The following is a 20575-nucleotide window of genomic DNA, read 5'->3' as shown; positions in this document are numbered from 1 at the left end:
GGGCGATGCCCTTCAGCGTAGCCGCTCAGCCGAGAAACAGCTGATAGGCCGGGTTCTCGCTTTCATCCCAGTACGGGTAACCGATTTCCGCCAATGCCGCTGGCACCAGATGGCGCTCGTCATGGGGCACCTGCAGCCCCGCGACCACACGACCGTCGGCGGCACCGTGGTTGCGGTAGTGGAACATCGAAATGTTCCAGCGCCCGCCCAGTTTGTTGAGGAAGTTGAACAGCGCCCCCGGACGTTCGGGGAATTCGAAGCGGAACACCATCTCGTCGATGACATGCGCCGCGTGCCCGCCGACCATGTGGCGAATGTGCAACTTGGCCAGTTCGTTGTCGGTCAGGTCGACCACCGGGAAACCCTGCTCGGTCAGGCTCGCCAGCAGTGCGCTGCGCGGGTCGTTGTCCGGGTGCGTCTGTACGCCAACGAAGATGTGCGCCTCGCTGCCGGTGTTGTAGCGGTAGTTGAATTCGGTGATCTGGCGTTTGCCGACGGCTTCGCAGAACGCCTTGAAGCTGCCGGCCTTCTCGGGAATGGTCACAGCGATGATCGCTTCGCGGCCTTCACCCAGCTCGGCGCGTTCGGCGACATGGCGCAGACGGTCGAAGTTGACGTTGGCGCCGGAGTCGATGGCGACGAAGGTCTGGCCGCTGACACCGCGCTGCTCAACGTACTTCTTGATCCCGGCCACGCCCAGCGCGCCGGCAGGTTCAGTGATCGAGCGGGTATCGTCGTAGATATCCTTGATCGCCGCGCAGATCTCGTCGGTGCTGACGGTGATCACTTCATCGACATAGTCTTTGCAGATCTCAAAGGTGTACTGGCCGATCTGCGCCACCGCCACGCCGTCGGCAAAGATGCCCACGGTCGGCAGAACCACGCGCTCGCCCGCCGCCATCGCCGCTTGCAGGCAATTGGAATCGTCTGGCTCGACACCGATGACCTTGATGTCCGGGCGCAGGTATTTCACATACGCCGCGATGCCGGCGATCAGACCGCCGCCGCCCACCGGAACGAAAATCGCGTCCAGTGGCTGCGGGTGCTGACGCAGGATTTCCATCGCCACGGTGCCTTGCCCGGCAATGGTGTGCGGATCGTCGTACGGGTGGATGTAGACGTAACCTTTCTCATCGACCAGTTTCAGCGAGTAGGCCAGCGCCTCCGGGAACGAATCCCCGTGCAGCACCACTTTGCCGCCGCGCGAACGCACGCCTTCGACCTTGATCTCCGGGGTGGTCTTGGGCATGACGATGGTGGCTTTGACGCCCAGCACTTTCGCCGCCAGCGCCAGACCCTGCGCATGGTTGCCCGCCGACGCGGTGACCACGCCGCGGGCGCGTTCTTCGTCGCTCAGTTGCGTCAGCTTGTTGTAGGCCCCGCGAATCTTGAAAGAGAACACCGGCTGCAAGTCTTCACGCTTGAGCCAGATGTCATTGCCCAGCCGCTCGGAGAGCTGACGGGCGTTGTGCAGCGGGGTTTCTACGGCAACGTCATAAACGCGCGAGGTGAGGATCTTTTTGACGTACTGTTCAAGCATCGGAAAGCATCACTGAGCGGTTGGGCGGGATCCGGGAGTCTAACCCGGCTTTTGCCGATGCGACCACACGAATCCAGAGGTTTTAGCCACGCTTGCGGCTATAATGCCGGCCTTTCTGCCCACCCCTTGCCCGCTTCGGAGCCCGCATGACCCAGGATCAACTCAAACAGGCCGTGGCCCAGGCCGCCGTCGACTTCATCCTGCCGAAACTCGACGACAAGAGCATCGTCGGCGTCGGCACCGGCTCCACCGCCAACTGCTTCATCGATGCCCTGGCCCAGCACAAGGGCGCTTTCGATGGCGCTGTTGCCAGCTCCGAAGCCACTGCCTCGCGCCTCAAGGGCCACGGCATTCCGGTGTATGAGCTGAACACCGTCAGCGACCTGGAGTTCTACGTCGACGGCGCCGATGAAAGCGACGCGCACCTGAATCTGATCAAGGGCGGCGGCGCCGCGCTGACCCGCGAGAAGATCGTCGCGGCCGTGGCCAAGACCTTCATCTGCATCGCCGACGCCAGCAAACTGGTGCCGGTGCTCGGTGAATTCCCGCTGCCGGTCGAAGTGATCCCGATGGCCCGCAGCCACGTGGCGCGCCAACTGGTGAAACTCGGCGGCGACCCGGTTTACCGCGAAGGTGTGCTGACCGATAACGGCAACATCATCCTCGATGTATTCAACCTGCAGATCACCAACCCGGTCGAGCTGGAAGCGCAGATCAACGCGATCGTTGGCGTTGTCACCAACGGCCTGTTCGCCGCGCGCCCGGCGGATCTGTTGTTGCTGGGGACCAGTGAAGGGGTGAAAACCTTGAAGGCTGAATAAGCCAGACTGCCTACCTTGGTGTGGGCAAATGAAATACCTGTGGGAGCTGGCTTGCCAGCGATAGCGGCCTGTCAGTCAACAATGACGTTGAAAGTGATGGCCTCATCGCTGGCAAGCCAGCTCCCACAGTGCTTTGGGGTGTTGGTCAAGGCTGTGCCGGTTTCTTGAAGACGTAAAACAAATTCGGCTCGCTCACCAGATACAACGTCCCCTCATCATCCATCGCAATGCCTTCAGCCTGCGGCACGGTTTTCTGCAAACCCTGGCGACCACCGCTGATGGACATGGTGCTCAGCGGACGCCCGTCGACGTCCAGCTCCAGAATCAGCCGCGACTCATCCGACAGCGCCAGCAAATGCCCGCTGCGCTCGTCGTATTGCAGGCTCGACAGATCGCGCACAAACATCCCGGCATCGCGTTTCGGGTTGTTGATCACATGTACAGCGTAGGATTTTTCCGGATTGAAATGCGGGAAGCCGTGCACCTCATAGATCAGCATCGGGTTACGCTCTTTGGCGACGAACAGACGCTTGCCCACCGAATCGTAGGCCAGCCCTTCGAAGCCCTTGTTGCTGGCCATGTGCACACCAAGGGTCATTTGCTCGGCGTCGTCGGCGTCGAGAAACGTGGTGTCGGCATCAAGGTGCACCTTGATCAGGCGCTGCTGGCGCTCGTCGGTAATCACGTAAGTATCGGCGCTGATGAACTCGACCGCTTCCGGATCGCCGAAGCCTACCAGGGCGATACGCCGCAGAATCTGGCCTTGCAGCGACAGCTCGATCAGCTCCGAGTTTTTGTTGGTGACCGTGAACAGGCTCTTGCGCACCGGATCGTAGGTCAGCGCTGACACGTCATCGTCGAGGCCTTCGATCACCCGCGCTTCGATGTCCACGCGATATTGATCCAGTCCGATGGCCTCGCCACTCAGCGGCTGCCACAACGTGTGCAGGTTGAACCAGGCACGCTCGAACAGACGCATGTATTGGCCGATGCCGATCAACGTGATCAGGGCAATCACCGACAGGAAAATAACCAGAGGCTTGGGGCGGGCAAGTCGACGCATTCGAATGGGCTCGGGAGCAGAACAGGCGGATGAAATATCACGCCTGTCTGAACTGAAGCTTAATGGCCACTTGCCTGTCAGGACAATCAGACTTGTCCGAAATTGCAGCGAGGGCTGTTATTGCTGTTTTTCGAAGCGATAGAACAGGTTCGGCTCGCTGACGATATACAGCGTGCCCGCCTCGTCCATGGTCACGCCTTCGGCGCGGGGGATGGTGTCCTTGAGGCCATTGAAGCCACCGAGCAGAGTCATGAAGCTGACTTGCCCACCCTTTTCATCGAGCTCCAGCAGCAGGTGCGAATCGGCGGACAGCAACAAGGTGTGACCGGTGCGCGGATCAATCTCCAGCGCGGAGAGGTTACGGATATCCAGTTCATCGCTGGTCAGCTTTTGTTTGTCGCCCTTGAGTGTCTGACTGCCATCGCTTTTCCAGCTGAACAGCGCCGGCGGCCGCTCCTCGCCCAGCAACAATTGCTGGTTGCGCGCATCCCAGGTAATCGCCTCGAAGGCCTTGTTCTGGTCTTTCGACGGGCCGAGGTCATATTTGGGGAAATCAGCGATGTTCAGTTCGCGAGTGTTGGCATCGACCTTGACGATTGACAGCATGTGCTGGCGTTCATCGACAATCGCCATCAAGCCGTTTTCCATCACGGTCAGGCCTTCCGGATTGCTCCAGCCCACCAGCGGCATCTTGCGCAGCACCTCGCCTTGCAGGCTCAGCTCAACCAGAAACGGGTTTTTGCCCATCACCGAAAACAGGGTTTTGCTCTGCGGGTTGTAGGAAAGATCCGAGGCTTCGTCCTTTTCCAGGCCCGGCAGCGGCTTGGCATCGATCACCACGTGGTAATCCGGCAGCCAGATGCTCTCCTTCTGCTCGGCCTTGCTTTCAAACCGTTCGAGTACCCAGAGCACGCCGCGATCATCCCAGTGCATGGCGAACGCCAGCGCATAAGCGGACGCCAGCGCGAGCAGCAACCAGACATACCAGCGCAGGGCAAAACGCGAGCGGCGGGGAGTTTTGAGCTGAGTTTGAGATGACATCGAGGGACGCGTTCCGAAAATTCAGGCTATGGGTAATAGCACAAAGAGGCCGGCTCAGACGCCAGAATCCGCGGAATTATCCGTACAGGATGTGAAAAAAACGGCAAATGGCGGGATTGCCCTGCACGTTTGCCAACAGCGACACAAAACAAATGTAGGAGTGAGCCTGCTCGCGATGGCGGTGTGTTAGTCAAAAAATATGTCGACTGACACACCGCTATCGCGAGCAGGCTCACTCCTACACAGGGTTTTGCGGTGTGTGGTTAGCGCACGCTGCTCTCGAAGCGGCTCGCGCCCACCAGTTCGAGGACGATGTCATCACCGACGTTCAGCGGGCCGACGCCCACGGGCGTGCCGGTGAGAATCACGTCACCGGCCTGCAGCGAGAAGCAGCCGGCCATGTGCTGGATCATCGGCACGATCGGGTTGAGCATAGCGCTGCTGTTGCCGTCCTGGCGCACTTCGCCGTTGATGGTCAGGCGGATGCCGATGTCGGTCAGGTCGGGGAAGGTGCTGCCGACCACAAACGGCGCCAGCACCGCCGCGCCGTCGAACGACTTGGCAATTTCCCACGGCAGGCCCTTGGCTTTGAGTTCGGCCTGCTTGTCGCGCAGGGTCAGGTCCAGCGCCGGGGCGAAACCGGAGATCGCATCGAGCACTTCTTCGCGGCTTGGTCTGGTCGACAGCGGCTTGCCAATCAGCACGGCGATTTCCGCCTCGTAGTGCACCGAACCGCGCTCGGTGGGAATGCTGAAACCGCCTTCCAGCGGCACCACGCAACTGCCCGGTTTGATGAACAGCAGCGGCTCGGTCGGGACCGGGTTGTCCAGTTCCTTCGCGTGCTCGGCGTAATTACGGCCAATGCACACGACTTTCCCGATCGGGAAGTGGATGCGCGTGCCGTCGACATACTGGTGCTGATAGCTCATTTACCGACTCCTGCGTTCATTGATTCATCAGAGATTGCTGATCAAACCGCGAAAATCTTGCCCGGGTTCATGATGCCGTTCGGGTCGAACACCGCTTTGACCGCTTTCATGTACTCGATCTCGGCCGGCGAACGGCTGTAGGTCAGGTAATCACGCTTGGTCATGCCGACGCCGTGCTCGGCGGAAATCGAACCGTTGTACTTCTCGACGGTTTCGAACACCCACTTGTTGACCGTGGCGCACTTGGCGAAGAACTCGTCCTTGCTCAGGTTATCCGGCTTGAGGATGTTCAGGTGCAGGTTGCCGTCGCCGATGTGGCCGAACCAGACGATCTCGAAATCCGGATAGTGCTCCCCGACGATCGCGTCGATTTCCTTGAGGAACGCCGGGACTTTCGAAACGGTGACCGAGATATCGTTCTTGTACGGCGTCCAGTGCGAGATGGTGTCGGAGATGTACTCGCGCAGCTTCCACAGGTTGTGCAGCTGGGTTTCGCTCTGGCTCATCACGCCATCGAGGACCCAGCCCTGTTCGACGCAGTGTTCGAAGGTTTCCAGCGCGCTGTTGGCCACTTCTTCGGTGGTCGCCTCGAATTCGAGCAGGGCGTAGAACGGGCAGTCGGTGTCGAACGGCGCCGGCACATCGCCGCGGCCCATGACTTTGGTCAGGGCCTTGTCGGAGAAGAATTCGAAGGCAGTCAGGTCGAGCTTGCCCTGGAAGGCGTGCAACACCGGCATGATCGAATCGAAATCGGCAGTGCCGAGCACCATCGCGGTGAGGTTTTTCGGTGCGCGATCCAGACGCATGGTCGCTTCGACGACGAAACCGAGGGTGCCTTCGGCGCCGATGAACAGCTGCCGCAGATCGTAACCGGTGGCGTTCTTGATCAGGTCCTTGTTCAGCTCGAGCACGTCGCCCTTGCCGGTGACGACTTTCATGCCGACGACCCAGTTACGGGTCATGCCGTAGCGAATCACTTTGATCCCGCCGGCATTGGTGCCAATGTTGCCGCCAATCTGGCTGGAACCCGCCGAGGCAAAGTCGACCGGATAGTACAGGCCGTTTTCTTCGGCAACGTTCTGCAAATGCTCGGTGACCACGCCCGGCTGACACACGGCGGTGCGATCCGTGAGGTTCACGTCGAGGATCTGATTCATGTAATCGAACGAGACGACCACCTCGCCATTGGCCGCGACCGCGGCGGCGGACAACCCGGTGCGCCCGCCCGATGGCACCAGCGCGACCTTGTGGGTATTGGCCCAGCGCACCACGGCCTGCACCTGCTCGATGGTCTTGGGAAACACGATGGCACTTGGCGCCGGGGCGAAGTGCTTGGTCCAATCCTTGCCGTAAGTATTCAGGGAGTCGGCGTCGGTCAGGACCTTGCCGGGCTCGACCAGGGTCTTCAGTTCATCAATCAGCGCAGGATTGGTCATCGACAGAACTCTCGAACAATTCATGGTCATCCTGAGAACGCTTCACGTCGCAGGAATGAGTGTTTAGCGGGGTGGCTATGCTAGCATACCGACCCCGCAGGACAGTGCCCAAGGCCAGATCCGCGGTGACGGCTTTGTTGCCGTGCGGGTCAGCTCCAGGCTGCTCCCTCCCTGCCATTTTTCTCCGGGATACAGGTTTACGCAGATGAGCAAGACTTCTCTCGATAAGAGCAAGATCAAGTTCCTTCTTCTCGAAGGCGTCCACCAATCGGCTGTCGACGTCCTCAAGGCGGCGGGCTACACCAGCATCGAGTACCACACCAGTTCTCTGCCGGATGCCCAGCTCAAGGAAAAGATCGCTGACGCTCACTTCATCGGCATTCGTTCGCGCACGCAACTGACCGAAGAGATCTTCGATCACGCGAAGAAGCTGGTCGCGGTCGGCTGTTTCTGCATCGGCACCAACCAGGTTGACCTGGGCGCAGCCCGCGAGCGCGGCATCGCTGTGTTCAACGCGCCGTACTCCAACACCCGCTCGGTCGCCGAGCTGGTATTGGCCGAAGCGATCCTGCTGCTGCGCGGCATCCCGGAGAAAAACGCTTCCTGCCACCGTGGCGGCTGGATCAAGTCCGCGGCCAACTCCTTCGAGATCCGTGGCAAGAAGCTGGGCATCGTCGGCTACGGCTCGATCGGCACGCAATTGTCGGTTCTGGCCGAAGGCCTGGGCATGCAGGTGTTCTTCTATGACACCGTGACCAAGCTGCCGCTGGGCAACGCCACGCAGGTCAACAACCTGCACGAGCTGCTGGGCATGTCCGACATCGTCACCCTGCACGTTCCGGAAACCGCTGCTACCCAGTGGATGATCGGCGAGAAGGAAATCCGTGCAATCAAGAAGGGCGGCATCCTGATCAACGCCGCGCGCGGCACCGTGGTCGAGCTGGACCATCTGGCGGCAGCGATCAAGGACAAGCACCTGATCGGCGCGGCCATCGACGTGTTCCCGGTCGAGCCGCGTTCCAACGACGAAGAGTTCGAAAGCCCGCTGCGTGGCCTCGACAACGTGATCCTGACCCCGCACATCGGTGGCTCGACCGCCGAAGCGCAAGCCAACATCGGTCTGGAAGTCGCGGAAAAACTGGTCAAGTACAGCGACAACGGTACCTCCGTTTCGTCGGTGAACTTCCCGGAAGTGGCCCTGCCGGCTCACCCGGGCAAGCACCGCCTGCTGCACATCCACGAGAACATCCCGGGTGTGATGAGCGAGATCAACAAGGTCTTCGCCGAAAACGGCATCAACATCTCCGGTCAGTTCCTGCAGACCAACGAGAAGGTCGGCTACGTGGTGATCGACGTCGACGCCGAATACTCGGAGCTGGCGCAAGAGAAGCTGCAACACGTCAACGGTACTATCCGTAGCCGCGTTCTTTTCTAAAGAAGCAGCGGCAAGCTACTAGCTTCAAGCGGCAAGGAAAAAGCGCTTTTGCTTTTACTTGAAGCTCGTAGCTTGAAGCTTGCAGCGATAAAAAAAGGGAGCCCCGAAGGGCTCCCTTTTTTTATTTCACATTGACGGTGATTTTTTCGGAAACGATCGACGGGTCGAACGGCATGTGGCCGCTGTCGCCGAGGATCAGTTGCAAGGTGTGCTTGCCAGGGGCCAGTTTGATCGTGGCTTCGGTCTGCGCCTTGCCGAAATGCATGTGGTGAGCATCCGTCGGAATCGGCGCACCTTCGGCCGGCAGGTCGTCGACGTCGATCAGCAGATGGTGGTGGCCGGTGTTCTTGGTGACGTCCCCGGCAGGTGCCAACGCGATGTTCTTGACGCCGAACTTGACCTTGAATTCCTGAGAAACCGTGGCCCCGTCTTCGGGAGAAACGATGAACACTTCAGCATCCTTCGGCGCCGGCGTCGCCGCACTGGCCAGCACCGAAACACCCATCAGCACACCGGCCAACGCTGCACGTGACATAAAGCTTTTCATTTTCTTCTCCAGTTTTTCCGTAAAATCCGCATGGTCATGACAACTTCATGACCATTCGTTGTCGAAGGCACTCGACAACCATAGCAAAGCGAGCCTGAATCAGAGCATCGCGATAATGATTTCAAAGGAGTGACCATGCGCTTTCTGCCTGGCCTGATCTGCCTGCTACCCCTTCTGAGCCCGCTGGCTCACGCCGAACTGATTGATGACGTCAACGACCGTGGCGAGCTGCGCATAGCCCTTGAGGCTAATACACCGCCCTTCAATTACAAGGAAGGCGACACCCTGACAGGGTTCGAGGTCGAGCTTGGGCAACTTCTGGCCAAAGAGCTGGATGTGCGCGCTGACTTCATCGTCACTGACGAGGGCGATCTGCTCCAGGGCGTTGAAAGCGGCAAGTACGACGTCGCGCTGAATCACATAGAACTGACACCCGAACTCAAGGATCGTTTCGACTTCAGCGCGCCGTACAGTCAGGTCGATGCACAGTTGCTGGCGAAGAAGGATGAGACGCCGCGGCCAATGGTACTGGTGCAGGCGTTGAACCCAGAGAAGCCGAAAGCGCTTGAGCCGGTGGAGCTGGCGATTCCGTTTCAGAAGGGTAATCCGGCGTTCCAGGCCAGTCTGCAAAGTGCGCTGGAGCGGATCAAGGCGGATGGGCGTTTGGCGGCGCTTTCGCAGAAGTGGCTCACCGAATCCAAGTGAACACAAAACCTGTAGGAGTGAGCCTGCTCGCGATAGCGGTGTGTCAGTCGAAGAATGATTAACTGACACACCGCTATCGCGAGCAGGCTCACTCCTACATAAGATTGCGGCGGTCTGTTAGATAAGAGCTGCGAGGGCAGCGGCGGCCTGCGGCAGCTCCAGCTCGCTGAATACCTGAACCCCATGACGCTTGAGCAACGCCGCCGTCACCCCTTCGCCCCTGACCTTCACGCCACTGAACGTGCCGTCATACGTCAGCAAATTCCCGCACGACGGACTGTTGGCCTTGAGCACCGCCACCCGAACCCCGTGCTTTTGCACCAATGCCAGCGCCTGCCGCGCACCGTCGAGAAACGGCGCGCTGACATCCTCACCCTCAGTGGTGATCACCGCCGCCGTGCCATCCAGCACCTCGCCACCCTGCCCGCCCGGGATCTCCGCCGCCGCCCGTGGCGTCGGCAATCCGCCTGCGACCTCGGGACACAACGGCACCACTCGCCCTTCGGCAATCCACTGTTCAAGCAGATCAAACGGCCCGCTGGCACCACCGTCATAACGCACGCGATGGCCCAACAGGCAGCGGCTGACCAGAATCCTGTGCATCTCAGAACGGCTCGTTGCCACGGCGGCGGAACCAACCGGTCAGCGAAAGCCGCTCGCGGTTGGCCGGCAGCACTTCATGCGGCACTTCGCCGGAAAGAAACACAACCAGACAGCCGCCGGTAGGCTGCACATCATGCACGCGGTCTTCCTTCAGATACATGCGCAGTTGACCGCCATCCTCCGGCAGCCAGGCGTCGTTGAGGTATACCACCACCGAAACCATGCGCTTGTCATCGTCGCGAAAACGGTCGACATGCCGGCGATAAAACGCGCCGGGCGGATACAGGGCGAAGTGGCATTCGAAATCTTCGAGGCCAAGGAACAAGCCGCGATTGAGTGCCTCGCGCAGGCTCTCCATCAGGTTCAGATAGCGGTCGCTGGCCTCGGCCTGGCCCGGGTCGATCCATTGGATATGGTCGCCGCGAATCCCCTCGCGAATCTCTGAAAACGGCCCGCGTCCGACCGCCGCCGGCGCCAGCTCACCCTCGGCTTCACGTTTGCGGCACTCGGCCGCCAGCTCGCGGGTCAGACCGGCGGGCAGGAAAATGTTCTGCTGCGACCAGCCATGCTCGGCGAGGTCATCGACAATGCGTAACAGCAGTGGGTGTTCAGAGGATATTTGCATGGCGCGCATAGTATGCCTGCGGCAACAAATCCGACAGAGCCACGCAGCGGCTTGATACGAATTCTCGACAAGTACCGGCACCGCACGGAGAATAGTCCGCTGCTGACAGGAGTCCCTATGCGCCGTTTGCTTTTTTCACTGTTGATGTTCTGTGTGTTGCCCGCCTGGGCGGACGGCTACGACCAGTTGTACAAGGTCGCCGGCTGGCCAGATCAACGTGCGCATTTCAATGATGCTCTGAGTGCCGCGCAGCAGCGCTATCAGAACAGCCTGCCGCCGGCGGTGTTTCAAGCGCTGGTCAACAACAGCAACCAGCGCTTTGCGCCGCAGGCCGTGGATCAACGCGCCGAGGCGCAACTGCGGCAGAAGCTCGCCGACCCGAAACCGGCGCTGACCTTCTTCCAGTCGCCGTTGGGCAAGAAAATCGTCGCCGCCGAGCTGCTCGCGACCCGCCGCGATCAACTGGCGAAAAACGCCAAGGGCCTGCCGAAAATGCAGGTCAGCGACAACCGCCAACTGATCATCGGCCACCTCGCCCAGGCCTTGCCGGCGCGTGAAGCCGGGGCCGAAGTCAGCCTGGCAATCGCCGGCGTCGCGGCGGACAGTCTCAGCTCGATGATTCCGGGCCTGCTCGGTGGCGGTCAGGCGCAGGGCATGCTCAACGGCCAGCGCCAGCGTTTGATGGATCAGATCGGCGCCGATCTGAACAACACGCTGCTGTACGTCTATCGCGACCTGTCGGATGAAGAGCTGGAAGAGTTTGCGACGTTTGCCGAGTCGACGGAGGGCAAGGCCTATTACCAGGCGGCGCTGGCGGCGATTCGCGCCGGGCTTGCGGTCGGCCAATAATCTTCTTCGCCTGAAAGGCCCTCATCGCTGGCAAGCCAGCTCCCACAAGTTTCTGGGGTGTTCCATGGATTTTGATCAATGCAAAACCCTGTGGGAGCTGGCTTGCCAGCGATAGGGCCCTCACAATCGCTAGAGATTCCGCCCCCTGATCCGCTTGCTCAGAAACTCGAAATACTCCTCGCGCATCTCCGCCGTTTCATTGGCCAGGTGATGCCGCGCCTCGGCCAGCAGCAGGATTTGCGGCCGGTCGAACTTCCATTTCAACACTTGCAGGTTGTGCTGCCAGTCCACCGTCATGTCCGCCTGCCCTTGAATGATCAGCGGCCGTCGCGGGCTTTTTTTTGCGTGCTCGACGCGAATGATCCAGCGTGACAACGCGCCCACCCATTGCGTCGGCAAGCGCCGCGGCTGTAACGGGTCGGCCTGCAGGAGCGGCAGGAAATCCGGGTCATTGGAGTTCTCGCTGAAGCGCCGCGCGACGCCGCGAACGAAGGGCCTGAGCAGGTAATAGCTGAGCTGCGACCAGCCCCACGCCCGCGGTCGCACCAGCGGTGCCAGCAGGATCACCTGGCCCTGCGCCGGGCTGCCCTCGCCATGATTGAGCAGATGATCGACCACGATCGCCCCACCGGTGCTTTGCCCGCACAAGTGCCACGGCTGCGGCAGCGCAATCGACTGCGCTTCGGCGAACAAGGCCTGGAGCATGTGCTGATATTCGGCGAAATCGCGAATGCTCGCCCGCGGCCCGCTCGACAGGCCATGCCCCGGCAAGTCACAGGCGATGACGGCAAAGTCCTGATCCAGCGCCCACTCGATCACATGCCGATAGAGCCCGGTGTGATCGTAGTAACCGTGCAGCAGGAACAGCGTTGCCTTGACCTTCTCCGGCCACCAGCAATGGCTGACCAGCTCGTAGCCATCAACTTCGAAACGGCCCATGCCGCGCCAGACGTCGCGCTCTGGGAAATCGGTCTGGTAGAAGCGCTGATACGCCTTCGCCTCGTCCGACAACGGCTGCCACTCGGCCAGAGGCTTGAGGCTCGCGCGGATTTGATCGGGGTCGAAAGTGGCAGGCATGCGGCAATTCCAGAACGGTAATCAGACTTTATCGGCCTGCGATATTCATCTGTCGCGGCAAGCATGGCAAGCTAGCCGGCCTCTGAGGAAGCAAATCCATGCGTTCGCCCTACCGCACCGCACTGTTCGCCAGCCTGCTCGCGCTGATCTGCGCCGGCGTGCTGTGGGCCGCGTACGACTGGTTTCAGGGCCGCTATCTGCGCGCGTTCAGCGAGCACACGGCAGTGTTTTCCGGCGATCCGCTGCGCCTGCCGGATGGCCTCGCCGGGCCGGGCAACATCCGCCTCGTGCATTTCTGGGACCCGGCCTGCCCGTGCAACGTCGGCAATCAGCAACACCTGAGCGAGATGGTCGAGCAGTTCGGCACCCGCGGTGTGGAATTCTTCGCGGTGCAGAAACCCGGCAGCCACGGCCAGTTGCCCGCCACCCTCGCCAGCCTGAAAACCATCGTTATCCTGCCCGGCTCTGAACAGGTTCCCGCCAGTCCGGCCGTGGCTATCTGGGATCGCAGCGGCAAACTGGCCTACTTCGGTCCGTACAGCGAAGGCCTGACCTGCAATTCCAGCAACAGCTTCATCGAACCGATCTTGCATGCGCTTACGGAAGATCGACCGGTCAATGCCACGCATACGCTGGCGGTGGGGTGTTATTGCCCGTGGGTGGGTAGGGAGTGAGATTTTCGTCCTGCTCCAAACTTAAACTGATTTAAAACCAGGCTTACCGTTTGCTGCCCGCCACTCCTTAACCTCTTTTACAATTCCTTCAGGACTATCCTCTCTGCCATCAGGTGGATAGTAGATCAAATCTGAGCCGTCTGGATGTTCAGTCAAACGCTCAAACTCAAAAACAGCTTCAATTTGTTTCGCCTCAGTCAAATAAGAAGACTCGTAGATTTTTTTTACGAACAACAAAAACTCTGTTTCGGTATAATCCTTCAGGCCTTTTGAACTCATATCATTTTCCCTCCGAGTGTATCGCACCGTGCTGTTTAGGGGTGACCACTCGAATATTGTCTATATCCATCACCTCCCCTCCTCTAGCTATATGAACAAAATGATGAAGCTCAAATTTCACTTGACCACCGACTCTATCTGCTTTTCGAACAAACGGTGCGCGACCTTTTTTCATTTCGAAAGCACTACTATTATTAAACTGTTTAATAAGTTCAGAATCATTGGCCACCGTCTTCCAAAACGCCTCTCGAAATGCCCGAAAATTCCTGAATTCCCTGCCCCGCAACTGATCGGCAATCTGTGAAGGTACCGGCGCGCCATCGCCCTGCGCTGCGCTGCCGAGCCAGTTCCCGGATACCGGTTGCCCGACTCCAGTCGCGACGCCCGGCTCCTCCCGCCGATCGCGGAACATCGTGTAGATCGGCGGCAGACCGGATTCCACCGGGAACACCAGAATATAGTCATCAAAACCGGCGCCTGAAACAGCTGGAAAAGAATCAAGGCGCCCCCCGACCGGGATCACTGTTGCCCCAGTGTAGACAGGCACATCCGACTGCTCGGCTGGTGAAGTCGTCGAGCTGTTTCCCGGATTGACGATCGGGGTCCACGTCAGATGGCGTGGCGGTACATCGGAGGTAATCGCAGTGTAAACATTGCGTCCTGCATCGTAGGACGTCGCCACCACTCTGACGGCAGCAGGAACATTCAAGCCATCTGTGCTGACGACAAAAACTTCTGAATGTCCGTGCGCGTCAGTTTTTGAACTGAAACGGTAAGCGAGATCGACGTTTCCGCCAGCCGCCGCGATAGCGCGCAGCTCTGGCGCATTATTGTTCGCAATGTCCGAGAGCGGCATGCTGAACGCATACCGATCGGGCAATTCACCATTACCCAGTTTCGAGGAGTAGACCAACGCAGACACACCGACCATCGCGCCGGCGCCGACACCTGCCGCAAGACTGCTCAATGCAGTGATCGCGCTGCGAACCGCCGCTTGCAGACCTGCTGACGCCGCCTCCGCAACCGCTACGATTCCAGCCGACGTCATAAACAGGGGGCCTGCCGCCGACGCGGCACCTGGCGCGCGGAAAGTATGGGCGGAGCGAACAGCCTCTGCAGCCATATGCGCCTGCTCATCGGCAAGGCGCCGGGCTTCTGCCTCCGCCTCTGCGGCAATACGAGCCTCTTCCTGAGCGCGCGCCTCCTCGAGCAACTTCCGGGCTTCCAGGTCCTGCGCAATAAGTATTTGTTCTTGGAGTCGCTCCTCCTCCTGAGCACGACTGATCAGGCCAGCCAGAGTGTTCGCCGCAGCCGCCGTATGCCGGGCGCTTTCCGAGTGGAGGAGTGAGGCGTGATAATCCTGCCAACGCTTGCCCAATTGCGAGTTCGTCTGCAGATACACCAGATTATTGAGTGCTTCGAGCTCAGGCTTGCTCAAAGGGGAGTTGATTCCAGGGTTGGCGAACGCGTAGGGCTGCACGGCTGCCTGCTCGGCGGCGGTGATGTTGTCTGCAGCAATCTTGTAATTGATGAGTGCTTGAGAAAGGCTGCCTGCAGTCGAACCCGCTGCAGCGGCAACTCTTTCAACGAGAAAATCAGACAAAGCCTGGAAGAGGATATTCGTTTCAAGATTGACGACGGATAACCTTTCACTGGAAAGCAACTTCCGGGTTTCGCTGTCGGCTGGATTCGCAGCTTCGATCTGACTTCGTCTTGCCGCCAGTTCCGGAAGCTGATTGGCAATGATGGCGATCACCCACGAAAGGCGCCGCAACTCCATTGCCGCGCGATACGCCTTGTCTATAGCGGTATAGGCAACGGAAACATCCGGGGGGGATGAGTCCAGACTGTCTCTTATCCTTTTGAAGGATAGATCCTTCATCAGAAAGAAAGGGTTATGCCCATACAGCGAGTAAGCGCCCTCGGTATGGGCACGATACTCAGATATTTTGGAGTGAATAACTTCAATGGTTACATCGTGATCTGACTTCGCCCTATGAACCGGGGAAAGTCCCGCTCCTGCCAGCTGCCTCGCCCGCTCCGCCTCGCCGTTAGAAGTCTCACCGATGCTATTGAAAACTGCAGCGTACTCGAGATCAATATAGGCCTGAGAGTTCTGCGGCTCACCCATCAAGTCATCCCAGATAAACGGGGTTAATGGATCAAGCTTTCCCGAGCCTTGGCCGGTACCTCTATAAATATCATCGTTCAGCCCCCAACTTCCCGAGAAATACCCACCTTGCCCCAATCGAGTTGGCCTTGTTCCTCTGACAGGTATCGGGGCCAGTTCATATCTGCCTGATCCAAGCTGCCTGTGAGGTCCAAGATACTTTCCAATATCGTTCATACGACTTCTCCATGTCAGTTATTCCATGTAGTAAATCCGTTAAGCCGGTTGACGCAGACTATTGTTTCGAACAACTTTCGATCGCGTGCCTTTTATAGACGGGCTCCGTTAAACACTGCAACAACGCCCTTGTAGTGAAACTCCCATAAACATGAAGGAAATTTCCTATTGAAAAAATTATGTGTTATCAATTGCTCGGTAGCGCCGCAATAACATCAATACAATCAATGCCTTGATATAAATAAATGACGGGAAGCAGATTTTCATGAAACGAGGCCTGACTTTTCTTGCATTGCTCATTATTTTGTTTTCGGTCGCCGCCGGCGGCTACCTCTACAGCAAACAACCGACGCGTCAGGGCCAGGTCGAGCTGCGCGATCTGCAGGGCTCGGTGACCGTGCGCTACGACGAGCGCGGCGTGCCGCATATCCGCGCCGAGAACGAAACCGACCTTTATCGTGCGCTGGGCTACGTGCATGCCCAGGATCGGCTGTTTCAGATGGAAGCCATGCGCCGTCTCGCCCGCGGCGAACTGGCCGAGGTGCTCGGGCCGAAACTGCTCGACACCGACAAACTGTTTCGCAGCCTGCGCATTCGCGAGCGCGCCGCCAGTTACGTCGCCAGCCTGGATAAACAGTCGCCGGCGTGGAAAGGCCTGCACGCCTATCTGGATGGCATTAACCAGTATCAGGACAGCCACGCTGCGCCGATCGAATTCGACGTGCTGGGCATCCCCAAGCGGCCGTTCACCGCCGAAGACAGCATCAGCGTCGCCGGTTACATGGCTTACAGCTTCGCCGCGGCGTTTCGCACCGAGCCGCTGCTGACTTTCGTGCGCGATCAACTCGGCGCCGACTACCTCAACGTGTTCGACCTCGACTGGCAAGGCAAAGGCGTTCTCGCCAACGACCACAGCCACACCGCGCCCGCCCTCGCCGCCGGTGACTGGAAAGACCTCAACGCCCTCGCCCGCCTCAGTGAGCAGGCGCTGATCGACAACGGCCTGCCGCAGTTCGAAGGCAGCAACGCCTGGGTCATCGCCGGCAGTCGCAGCCAGAGCGGCAAGCCGTTGCTGGCTGGCGATCCGCACATCCGTTTCTCGGTGCCGTCGGTGTGGTACGAGGCGCAGCTGTCGGCGCCGGGTTTCGAGCTGTACGGCCATCATCAGGCGCTGGTGCCGTTCGCGTTCCTCGGGCACAACATGGATTTTGGCTGGAGCCTGACCATGTTCCAGAACGACGATCTGGACCTGATCGCCGAGAAGGTCAACCCGGACAATCCCAACCAGATCTGGTATCGCGGCCAGTGGACCGATCTGCTGGTCAGCGAGCAGCAGATCAAGGTGAAAGGCCAGGCACCGGTGACCCTGACCCTGCGCCAATCGCCTCACGGCCCGATCGTCAACGACGCACTGGGTGCGGCGGGCGGCAAAACCCCGATCGCCATGTGGTGGGCGTTTCTCGAAACGCCGAACCCGATCCTGGAGGGTTTCTATCAGCTCAACCGCGCTGACACCCTGGCCAAGGCCCGCACCGCCGCCGCGAAAGTCCAGGCGCCGGGACTGAATCTGGTTTACGCCAATGCCAAGGGCGATATCGCCTGGTGGGCTTCGGCACTGCTGCCCAAGCGTCCGGCCGGGGTCAGGCCGGAATTCTTTCTCGATGGCAGCACGAATCAGGCGGACAAGGACGGCTACTACCCGTTCAGCGCCAACCCGCAGGAAGAGAACCCGCCGCGCGGCTATATCGTCTCGGCCAACTTTCAGCCCATGTCGCCGACCGGCATGCCGATTCCCGGTTATTACAACCTTGCCGATCGCGGCCAGCAGCTCAATCGTCAGCTCAGCGACAAAAACCTGAAGTGGAACAACGAAGCCAATCAGAAGCTGCAACTGGGCACCGCGACCGGCTACGGCCCGCGTTTGCTCGCACCGCTGCTGCCGGTGTTGCGCGAGGTGGTGAGCGATCCGGCGCAACTGAAACGGGTCGAGCAACTGGCGCAGTGGCCCGGCGACTATCCGCTGGATTCGGTCAGTGCGACGCTGTTCAACCAGTTCCTCTATGATCTGGCCGATGCGGCGATGCGCGATGAGTTGGGCAACGAGTTTTTCGACACGCTGCTGTCGACGCGGGTGATCGATGGAGCGTTGCCGAGGCTGGCGGCGAATGCCGATTCGCCGTGGTGGGACAACCGCAGCACACCCGCGAAGGAGACCCGCGCCGATAGCATCCGCGCGGCATGGCAGGCGAGCCTGCAGCACCTGAAGCTGACCCTTGGCGACGATGTGGCGGCGTGGCAATGGGGCGCGGCGCATACCCTGACCCACGGCCATCCACTGGGGCAGCAGAAACCGTTGGATCGTCTGTTCAACGTCGGGCCGTTCGCGGCGCCGGGCAGCCATGAAGTGCCAAACAACCTTTCAGCGAAGATCGGCCCGGCACCGTGGCCGGTGACTTATGGGCCGTCGACGCGGCGGCTGGTGGACTTCGCCGATCCGGCGCACGGGCTGACGATCAACCCGGTGGGTCAGAGCGGCGTGCCGTTCGACAGTCACTACGACGATCAGGCCGAAGCGTATGTGGAAGGAATTTATGTGCAGGCGCATTTCAGCGAGGAAGAGGTGACGGCGAATACGCGCAGTACTTTGAAGTTGTTGCCGATGCGGGCTGCGCAGTAGTTTTGCGCTGATTGGACTGGCCTCATCGCTGGCAAGCCAGCTCCCACAGGGTTTTGTGTCGATCACAAATCATGTGAACACCAGAGAAACCTGTGGGAGCTGGCTCGCCAGCGATGAGGCCGTGACAGCCACCAAAAGGCTTCAGAGCATCACAGCAAAATTCATCCGAAACTGCTGCGGCGTCACCCCCAGCCGCCGGTTGAACACACTGCGCATATGTTGCGCGTCGCGAAACCCGCACTGATAGGCCACGGTCTTCAACGGCGCCGCTGTGCTTTCCAGCATCACCCGCGCCGCATCGACCCGCGCCCGTTCAACAAACTCTGCCGGCGTGACTTTCGCTTCCCGAGCAAACACCCGGGAGAAATTGCGTGCACTCATGTTCGCCGCATTGGCCAGATCGGCAATCGTCAGATCGCCGGTGAGATTGGCCAGCACATACAACTGCACCATCGCTACCGCTGACGTCGGCTCGGCGTGCGGGGTGAGGAACGGGCTGAACTGCGACTGACCACCGGAGCGCTGGGTGAACACCACCAGCCGTTTGGCCACGCTGAGCGCCACCTCGGCGCCATGATCACGCGCCAGCAGATACAACGACAGATCGATGCCCGCCGTGACCCCAGCCGAGGTGTAGAGCCTGCCATCCTCGATGTACAAGCGATCGGCCTCGACCTGTGTGGTCGGGCACAGCTGTGCCAACGCCTCGGCGTCGTTCCAGTGAGTGGTCACCGTGCGTCCGTCCAGCAGCCCCGCCCGTGCCAGCATGAACGCGCCATTGCAGATCGAGCCGAAGCGCTGCGCCCGTGCGCTGGCATCGCGCAGCCAGCCATCAAATACGCTGCCGAAATCCATGAACGGCAACTGCGGCCCACCGGCGACCAGTAGCAGGTCATAGGCCTCAAGCGCTTCGCTGAAATGTCGGTGCGCAGTCACGCTCAGGCCATTAGAACAGGCCATCATCCCGCGCTCGACGCCGATCACTTGCAGCCGATAGTGATCCTGCGGCGCGAGGAAACGATTGGCCTCGGCAAACACATCCAGCGGCCCGCTGACGTCCAGCGACTGCACACCGGGAAACACCACGATGGCGACGGTTTTGCTCATGCTGTGAAGCTCCGCTGGGTCTGTTTGCCGAGTTGGCACGATTTGCAGGTGGATTGGCAAGGATCGCAGCCACGCCTCGATTGCTGGTATTCGGCTCCGGGAACAGACTTTCCTCATCAGCGCCGTCACGGCGTTTTCGACGAGGAAACCCTTATGAGCACCACCATCGCCGGCATCAGGATCCCTGACAGCGCCCTCGCCCGGGCCACCACCGAGTACATTCGCGACATCGAATCCGACCTGCTCTATCACCACTCGCGCCGGGTGTTTCTGTTCGGCGCACTGAGTGGCGAGCGTCAGCAACTGGCCTACAACCCGGAACTCTTGTACGTCGGCGCGATGTTCCACGACCTCGGTCTGGTCGAAGGACATCGCAGCGATGATGAACGTTTCGAAGTGGATGGTGCGAATGCGGCAGCAGCGTTTCTCAAACCGTACGGATTGAGCGACGACGATATTGAGCAGGTCTGGCTATCGATTGCCTTGCATACGACACCGGGCGTGCCGAAGCATCTGCGCCCGACCGTGGCGCTGGTCACTGCGGGGGTGGAAATGGATGTGCTGGGCATGGATTACGCGGCGTTCAGCAGCATGCAGCGTGAGGCGGTGGTGCATGCGCATCCACGCGGGGAAGGCTTCAAGGAATGCATCATCTGCGCGTTTGCCGACGGTTTGCGCCATCGTCCGCAGACAACGTTTGGGAATGTGAAGACTGATGTGCTGGTGGATCAGGAGCCGGGGTTCAAACCGCTGAACTTCGTCGAGGTGATCCGCAATTCTCTTTGGATTTCTTGACCGCAGAAAAACCTGTGGGAGCGGG

At 59.8% G+C, this 20575-nt stretch carries 19 protein-coding genes; 7 read left to right on the top strand and 12 right to left on the bottom strand.

Features of this window, described 5'->3' with window-relative positions:
* Nucleotides 1-25: 25 nt before the first annotated feature.
* Nucleotides 26-1540 carry a threonine ammonia-lyase, biosynthetic gene (gene ilvA / locus J3P93_RS01760; RefSeq protein WP_203419890.1) on the bottom strand — a complete coding sequence of 505 codons (1515 nt, stop codon included), beginning with the start codon at nt 1538-1540 and terminating at the stop codon, nt 26-28.
* Nucleotides 1541-1686: 146 nt separating this feature from the next.
* Between ilvA and rpiA the strand changes: the two genes are divergently transcribed.
* A complete protein-coding gene (gene rpiA / locus J3P93_RS01755) occupies nt 1687-2361 on the top strand; it encodes a ribose-5-phosphate isomerase RpiA (protein WP_434594574.1) in 675 nt (224 codons plus the stop codon).
* Between the two features lie 145 nt (nt 2362-2506).
* On the opposite strand, the gene J3P93_RS01750 is transcribed toward rpiA, so the two are convergent.
* The 4 genes from J3P93_RS01750 to J3P93_RS01735 all read right to left on the bottom strand — a co-directional run bounded on the left by J3P93_RS01750 (nt 2507) and on the right by J3P93_RS01735 (nt 6830).
* A complete protein-coding gene (locus tag J3P93_RS01750) occupies nt 2507-3424 on the bottom strand; it encodes an SdiA-regulated domain-containing protein (protein WP_093097360.1) in 918 nt (305 codons plus the stop codon).
* Between the two features lie 117 nt (nt 3425-3541).
* A complete protein-coding gene (locus J3P93_RS01745) occupies nt 3542-4465 on the bottom strand; it encodes an SdiA-regulated domain-containing protein (protein ID WP_434594571.1) in 924 nt (307 codons plus the stop codon).
* Nucleotides 4466-4728: 263 nt separating this feature from the next.
* Nucleotides 4729-5394, bottom strand: a complete 666-nt coding sequence (locus J3P93_RS01740; protein WP_093097355.1) for a fumarylacetoacetate hydrolase family protein — start codon at nt 5392-5394, stop codon at nt 4729-4731.
* Between the two features lie 41 nt (nt 5395-5435).
* Complete coding sequence (locus J3P93_RS01735) at nt 5436-6830, bottom strand: FAD-binding oxidoreductase (RefSeq protein WP_434598270.1); 1395 nt, start codon at nt 6828-6830, stop codon at nt 5436-5438.
* A gap of 205 nt (nt 6831-7035) precedes the next feature.
* Here J3P93_RS01735 and serA point away from each other — a divergent pair, with 205 nt between their 5' ends.
* On the top strand, nt 7036-8265 hold the full coding sequence (gene serA / locus J3P93_RS01730; RefSeq protein WP_090287262.1) for a phosphoglycerate dehydrogenase: 1230 nt from the start codon (nt 7036-7038) through the stop codon (nt 8263-8265).
* A 121-nt stretch (nt 8266-8386) separates the two neighbouring features.
* Here serA and J3P93_RS01725 read toward each other — a convergent pair whose 3' ends face one another.
* Complete coding sequence (locus tag J3P93_RS01725) at nt 8387-8812, bottom strand: DUF4399 domain-containing protein (RefSeq protein ID WP_093097349.1); 426 nt, start codon at nt 8810-8812, stop codon at nt 8387-8389.
* Nucleotides 8813-8947: 135 nt separating this feature from the next.
* Between J3P93_RS01725 and J3P93_RS01720 the strand changes: the two genes are divergently transcribed.
* The gene (locus J3P93_RS01720) at nt 8948-9517 is read left to right on the top strand and encodes a transporter substrate-binding domain-containing protein (RefSeq protein ID WP_434594566.1); all 570 of its coding nucleotides are present in this window, start codon (nt 8948-8950) and stop codon (nt 9515-9517) included.
* A 117-nt stretch (nt 9518-9634) separates the two neighbouring features.
* On the opposite strand, the gene J3P93_RS01715 is transcribed toward J3P93_RS01720, so the two are convergent.
* Together J3P93_RS01715 and J3P93_RS01710 are read right to left on the bottom strand one after the other, a co-directional pair.
* Nucleotides 9635-10120 carry a DUF523 domain-containing protein gene (locus tag J3P93_RS01715; RefSeq protein WP_434594564.1) on the bottom strand — a complete coding sequence of 162 codons (486 nt, stop codon included), beginning with the start codon at nt 10118-10120 and terminating at the stop codon, nt 9635-9637.
* Nucleotide 10121: 1 nt separating this feature from the next.
* Nucleotides 10122-10754 (bottom strand): 2OG-Fe(II) oxygenase, encoded by a 633-nt coding sequence (locus J3P93_RS01710; protein WP_434594561.1) that lies wholly within the window; start codon nt 10752-10754, stop codon nt 10122-10124.
* A gap of 108 nt (nt 10755-10862) precedes the next feature.
* Between J3P93_RS01710 and J3P93_RS01705 the strand changes: the two genes are divergently transcribed.
* Nucleotides 10863-11594, top strand: a complete 732-nt coding sequence (locus J3P93_RS01705; RefSeq protein WP_332764387.1) for a DUF2059 domain-containing protein — start codon at nt 10863-10865, stop codon at nt 11592-11594.
* A gap of 129 nt (nt 11595-11723) precedes the next feature.
* Here the strand turns inward: J3P93_RS01705 and J3P93_RS01700 are convergent, their stop codons facing one another.
* On the bottom strand, nt 11724-12671 hold the full coding sequence (locus J3P93_RS01700) for an alpha/beta hydrolase (RefSeq protein WP_434594558.1): 948 nt from the start codon (nt 12669-12671) through the stop codon (nt 11724-11726).
* Nucleotides 12672-12769: 98 nt separating this feature from the next.
* Between J3P93_RS01700 and J3P93_RS01695 the strand changes: the two genes are divergently transcribed.
* Nucleotides 12770-13345 (top strand): DUF6436 domain-containing protein, encoded by a 576-nt coding sequence (locus J3P93_RS01695; protein ID WP_434594556.1) that lies wholly within the window; start codon nt 12770-12772, stop codon nt 13343-13345.
* A 21-nt stretch (nt 13346-13366) separates the two neighbouring features.
* On the opposite strand, the gene J3P93_RS01690 is transcribed toward J3P93_RS01695, so the two are convergent.
* Nucleotides 13367-13624, bottom strand: coding sequence for a bacteriocin immunity protein (locus J3P93_RS01690; protein ID WP_434594553.1), 258 nt, complete (start codon nt 13622-13624; stop codon nt 13367-13369).
* Nucleotide 13625: 1 nt separating this feature from the next.
* The gene (locus J3P93_RS01685; protein ID WP_434594550.1) at nt 13626-15971 is read right to left on the bottom strand and encodes an S-type pyocin domain-containing protein; all 2346 of its coding nucleotides are present in this window, start codon (nt 15969-15971) and stop codon (nt 13626-13628) included.
* A 265-nt stretch (nt 15972-16236) separates the two neighbouring features.
* On the opposite strand from J3P93_RS01685, the gene J3P93_RS01680 reads away from it, so the two are divergent.
* A complete protein-coding gene (locus J3P93_RS01680) occupies nt 16237-18648 on the top strand; it encodes a penicillin acylase family protein (protein WP_434594548.1) in 2412 nt (803 codons plus the stop codon).
* A gap of 141 nt (nt 18649-18789) precedes the next feature.
* On the opposite strand, the gene J3P93_RS01675 is transcribed toward J3P93_RS01680, so the two are convergent.
* On the bottom strand, nt 18790-19755 hold the full coding sequence (locus J3P93_RS01675) for a GlxA family transcriptional regulator (protein ID WP_434594545.1): 966 nt from the start codon (nt 19753-19755) through the stop codon (nt 18790-18792).
* 153 nt (nt 19756-19908) lie between these two features.
* Here J3P93_RS01675 and J3P93_RS01670 point away from each other — a divergent pair, with 153 nt between their 5' ends.
* Nucleotides 19909-20550, top strand: coding sequence for an HD domain-containing protein (locus J3P93_RS01670; protein WP_434594542.1), 642 nt, complete (start codon nt 19909-19911; stop codon nt 20548-20550).
* Nucleotides 20551-20575: the final 25 nt, after the last annotated feature.

Origin of the sequence: Pseudomonas sp. R3-57 (genome assembly GCF_051132065.1) — a bacterium.
Lineage (GTDB): Bacteria > Pseudomonadota > Gammaproteobacteria > Pseudomonadales > Pseudomonadaceae > Aquipseudomonas.
Note: the sequence above shows the minus strand (reverse complement) of the source record. Positions and strands in the feature narration are given on the sequence as shown.

Coding starts and splice junctions, on each gene's coding strand:
- ilvA (WP_203419890.1), bottom strand. CDS start 1,540: ATGCTTGAACAGTACGTCAAAAAGATCCTCACCTCGCGCGTTTATGAC.
- rpiA (WP_434594574.1), top strand. CDS start 1,687: ATGACCCAGGATCAACTCAAACAGGCCGTGGCCCAGGCCGCCGTCGAC.
- J3P93_RS01750 (WP_093097360.1), bottom strand. CDS start 3,424: ATGCGTCGACTTGCCCGCCCCAAGCCTCTGGTTATTTTCCTGTCGGTG.
- J3P93_RS01745 (WP_434594571.1), bottom strand. CDS start 4,465: ATGTCATCTCAAACTCAGCTCAAAACTCCCCGCCGCTCGCGTTTTGCC.
- J3P93_RS01740 (WP_093097355.1), bottom strand. CDS start 5,394: ATGAGCTATCAGCACCAGTATGTCGACGGCACGCGCATCCACTTCCCG.
- J3P93_RS01735 (WP_434598270.1), bottom strand. CDS start 6,830: ATGACCAATCCTGCGCTGATTGATGAACTGAAGACCCTGGTCGAGCCC.
- serA (WP_090287262.1), top strand. CDS start 7,036: ATGAGCAAGACTTCTCTCGATAAGAGCAAGATCAAGTTCCTTCTTCTC.
- J3P93_RS01725 (WP_093097349.1), bottom strand. CDS start 8,812: ATGAAAAGCTTTATGTCACGTGCAGCGTTGGCCGGTGTGCTGATGGGT.
- J3P93_RS01720 (WP_434594566.1), top strand. CDS start 8,948: ATGCGCTTTCTGCCTGGCCTGATCTGCCTGCTACCCCTTCTGAGCCCG.
- J3P93_RS01715 (WP_434594564.1), bottom strand. CDS start 10,120: ATGCACAGGATTCTGGTCAGCCGCTGCCTGTTGGGCCATCGCGTGCGT.
- J3P93_RS01710 (WP_434594561.1), bottom strand. CDS start 10,754: ATGCGCGCCATGCAAATATCCTCTGAACACCCACTGCTGTTACGCATT.
- J3P93_RS01705 (WP_332764387.1), top strand. CDS start 10,863: ATGCGCCGTTTGCTTTTTTCACTGTTGATGTTCTGTGTGTTGCCCGCC.
- J3P93_RS01700 (WP_434594558.1), bottom strand. CDS start 12,671: ATGCCTGCCACTTTCGACCCCGATCAAATCCGCGCGAGCCTCAAGCCT.
- J3P93_RS01695 (WP_434594556.1), top strand. CDS start 12,770: ATGCGTTCGCCCTACCGCACCGCACTGTTCGCCAGCCTGCTCGCGCTG.
- J3P93_RS01690 (WP_434594553.1), bottom strand. CDS start 13,624: ATGAGTTCAAAAGGCCTGAAGGATTATACCGAAACAGAGTTTTTGTTG.
- J3P93_RS01685 (WP_434594550.1), bottom strand. CDS start 15,971: ATGAACGATATTGGAAAGTATCTTGGACCTCACAGGCAGCTTGGATCA.
- J3P93_RS01680 (WP_434594548.1), top strand. CDS start 16,237: ATGAAACGAGGCCTGACTTTTCTTGCATTGCTCATTATTTTGTTTTCG.
- J3P93_RS01675 (WP_434594545.1), bottom strand. CDS start 19,755: ATGAGCAAAACCGTCGCCATCGTGGTGTTTCCCGGTGTGCAGTCGCTG.
- J3P93_RS01670 (WP_434594542.1), top strand. CDS start 19,909: ATGAGCACCACCATCGCCGGCATCAGGATCCCTGACAGCGCCCTCGCC.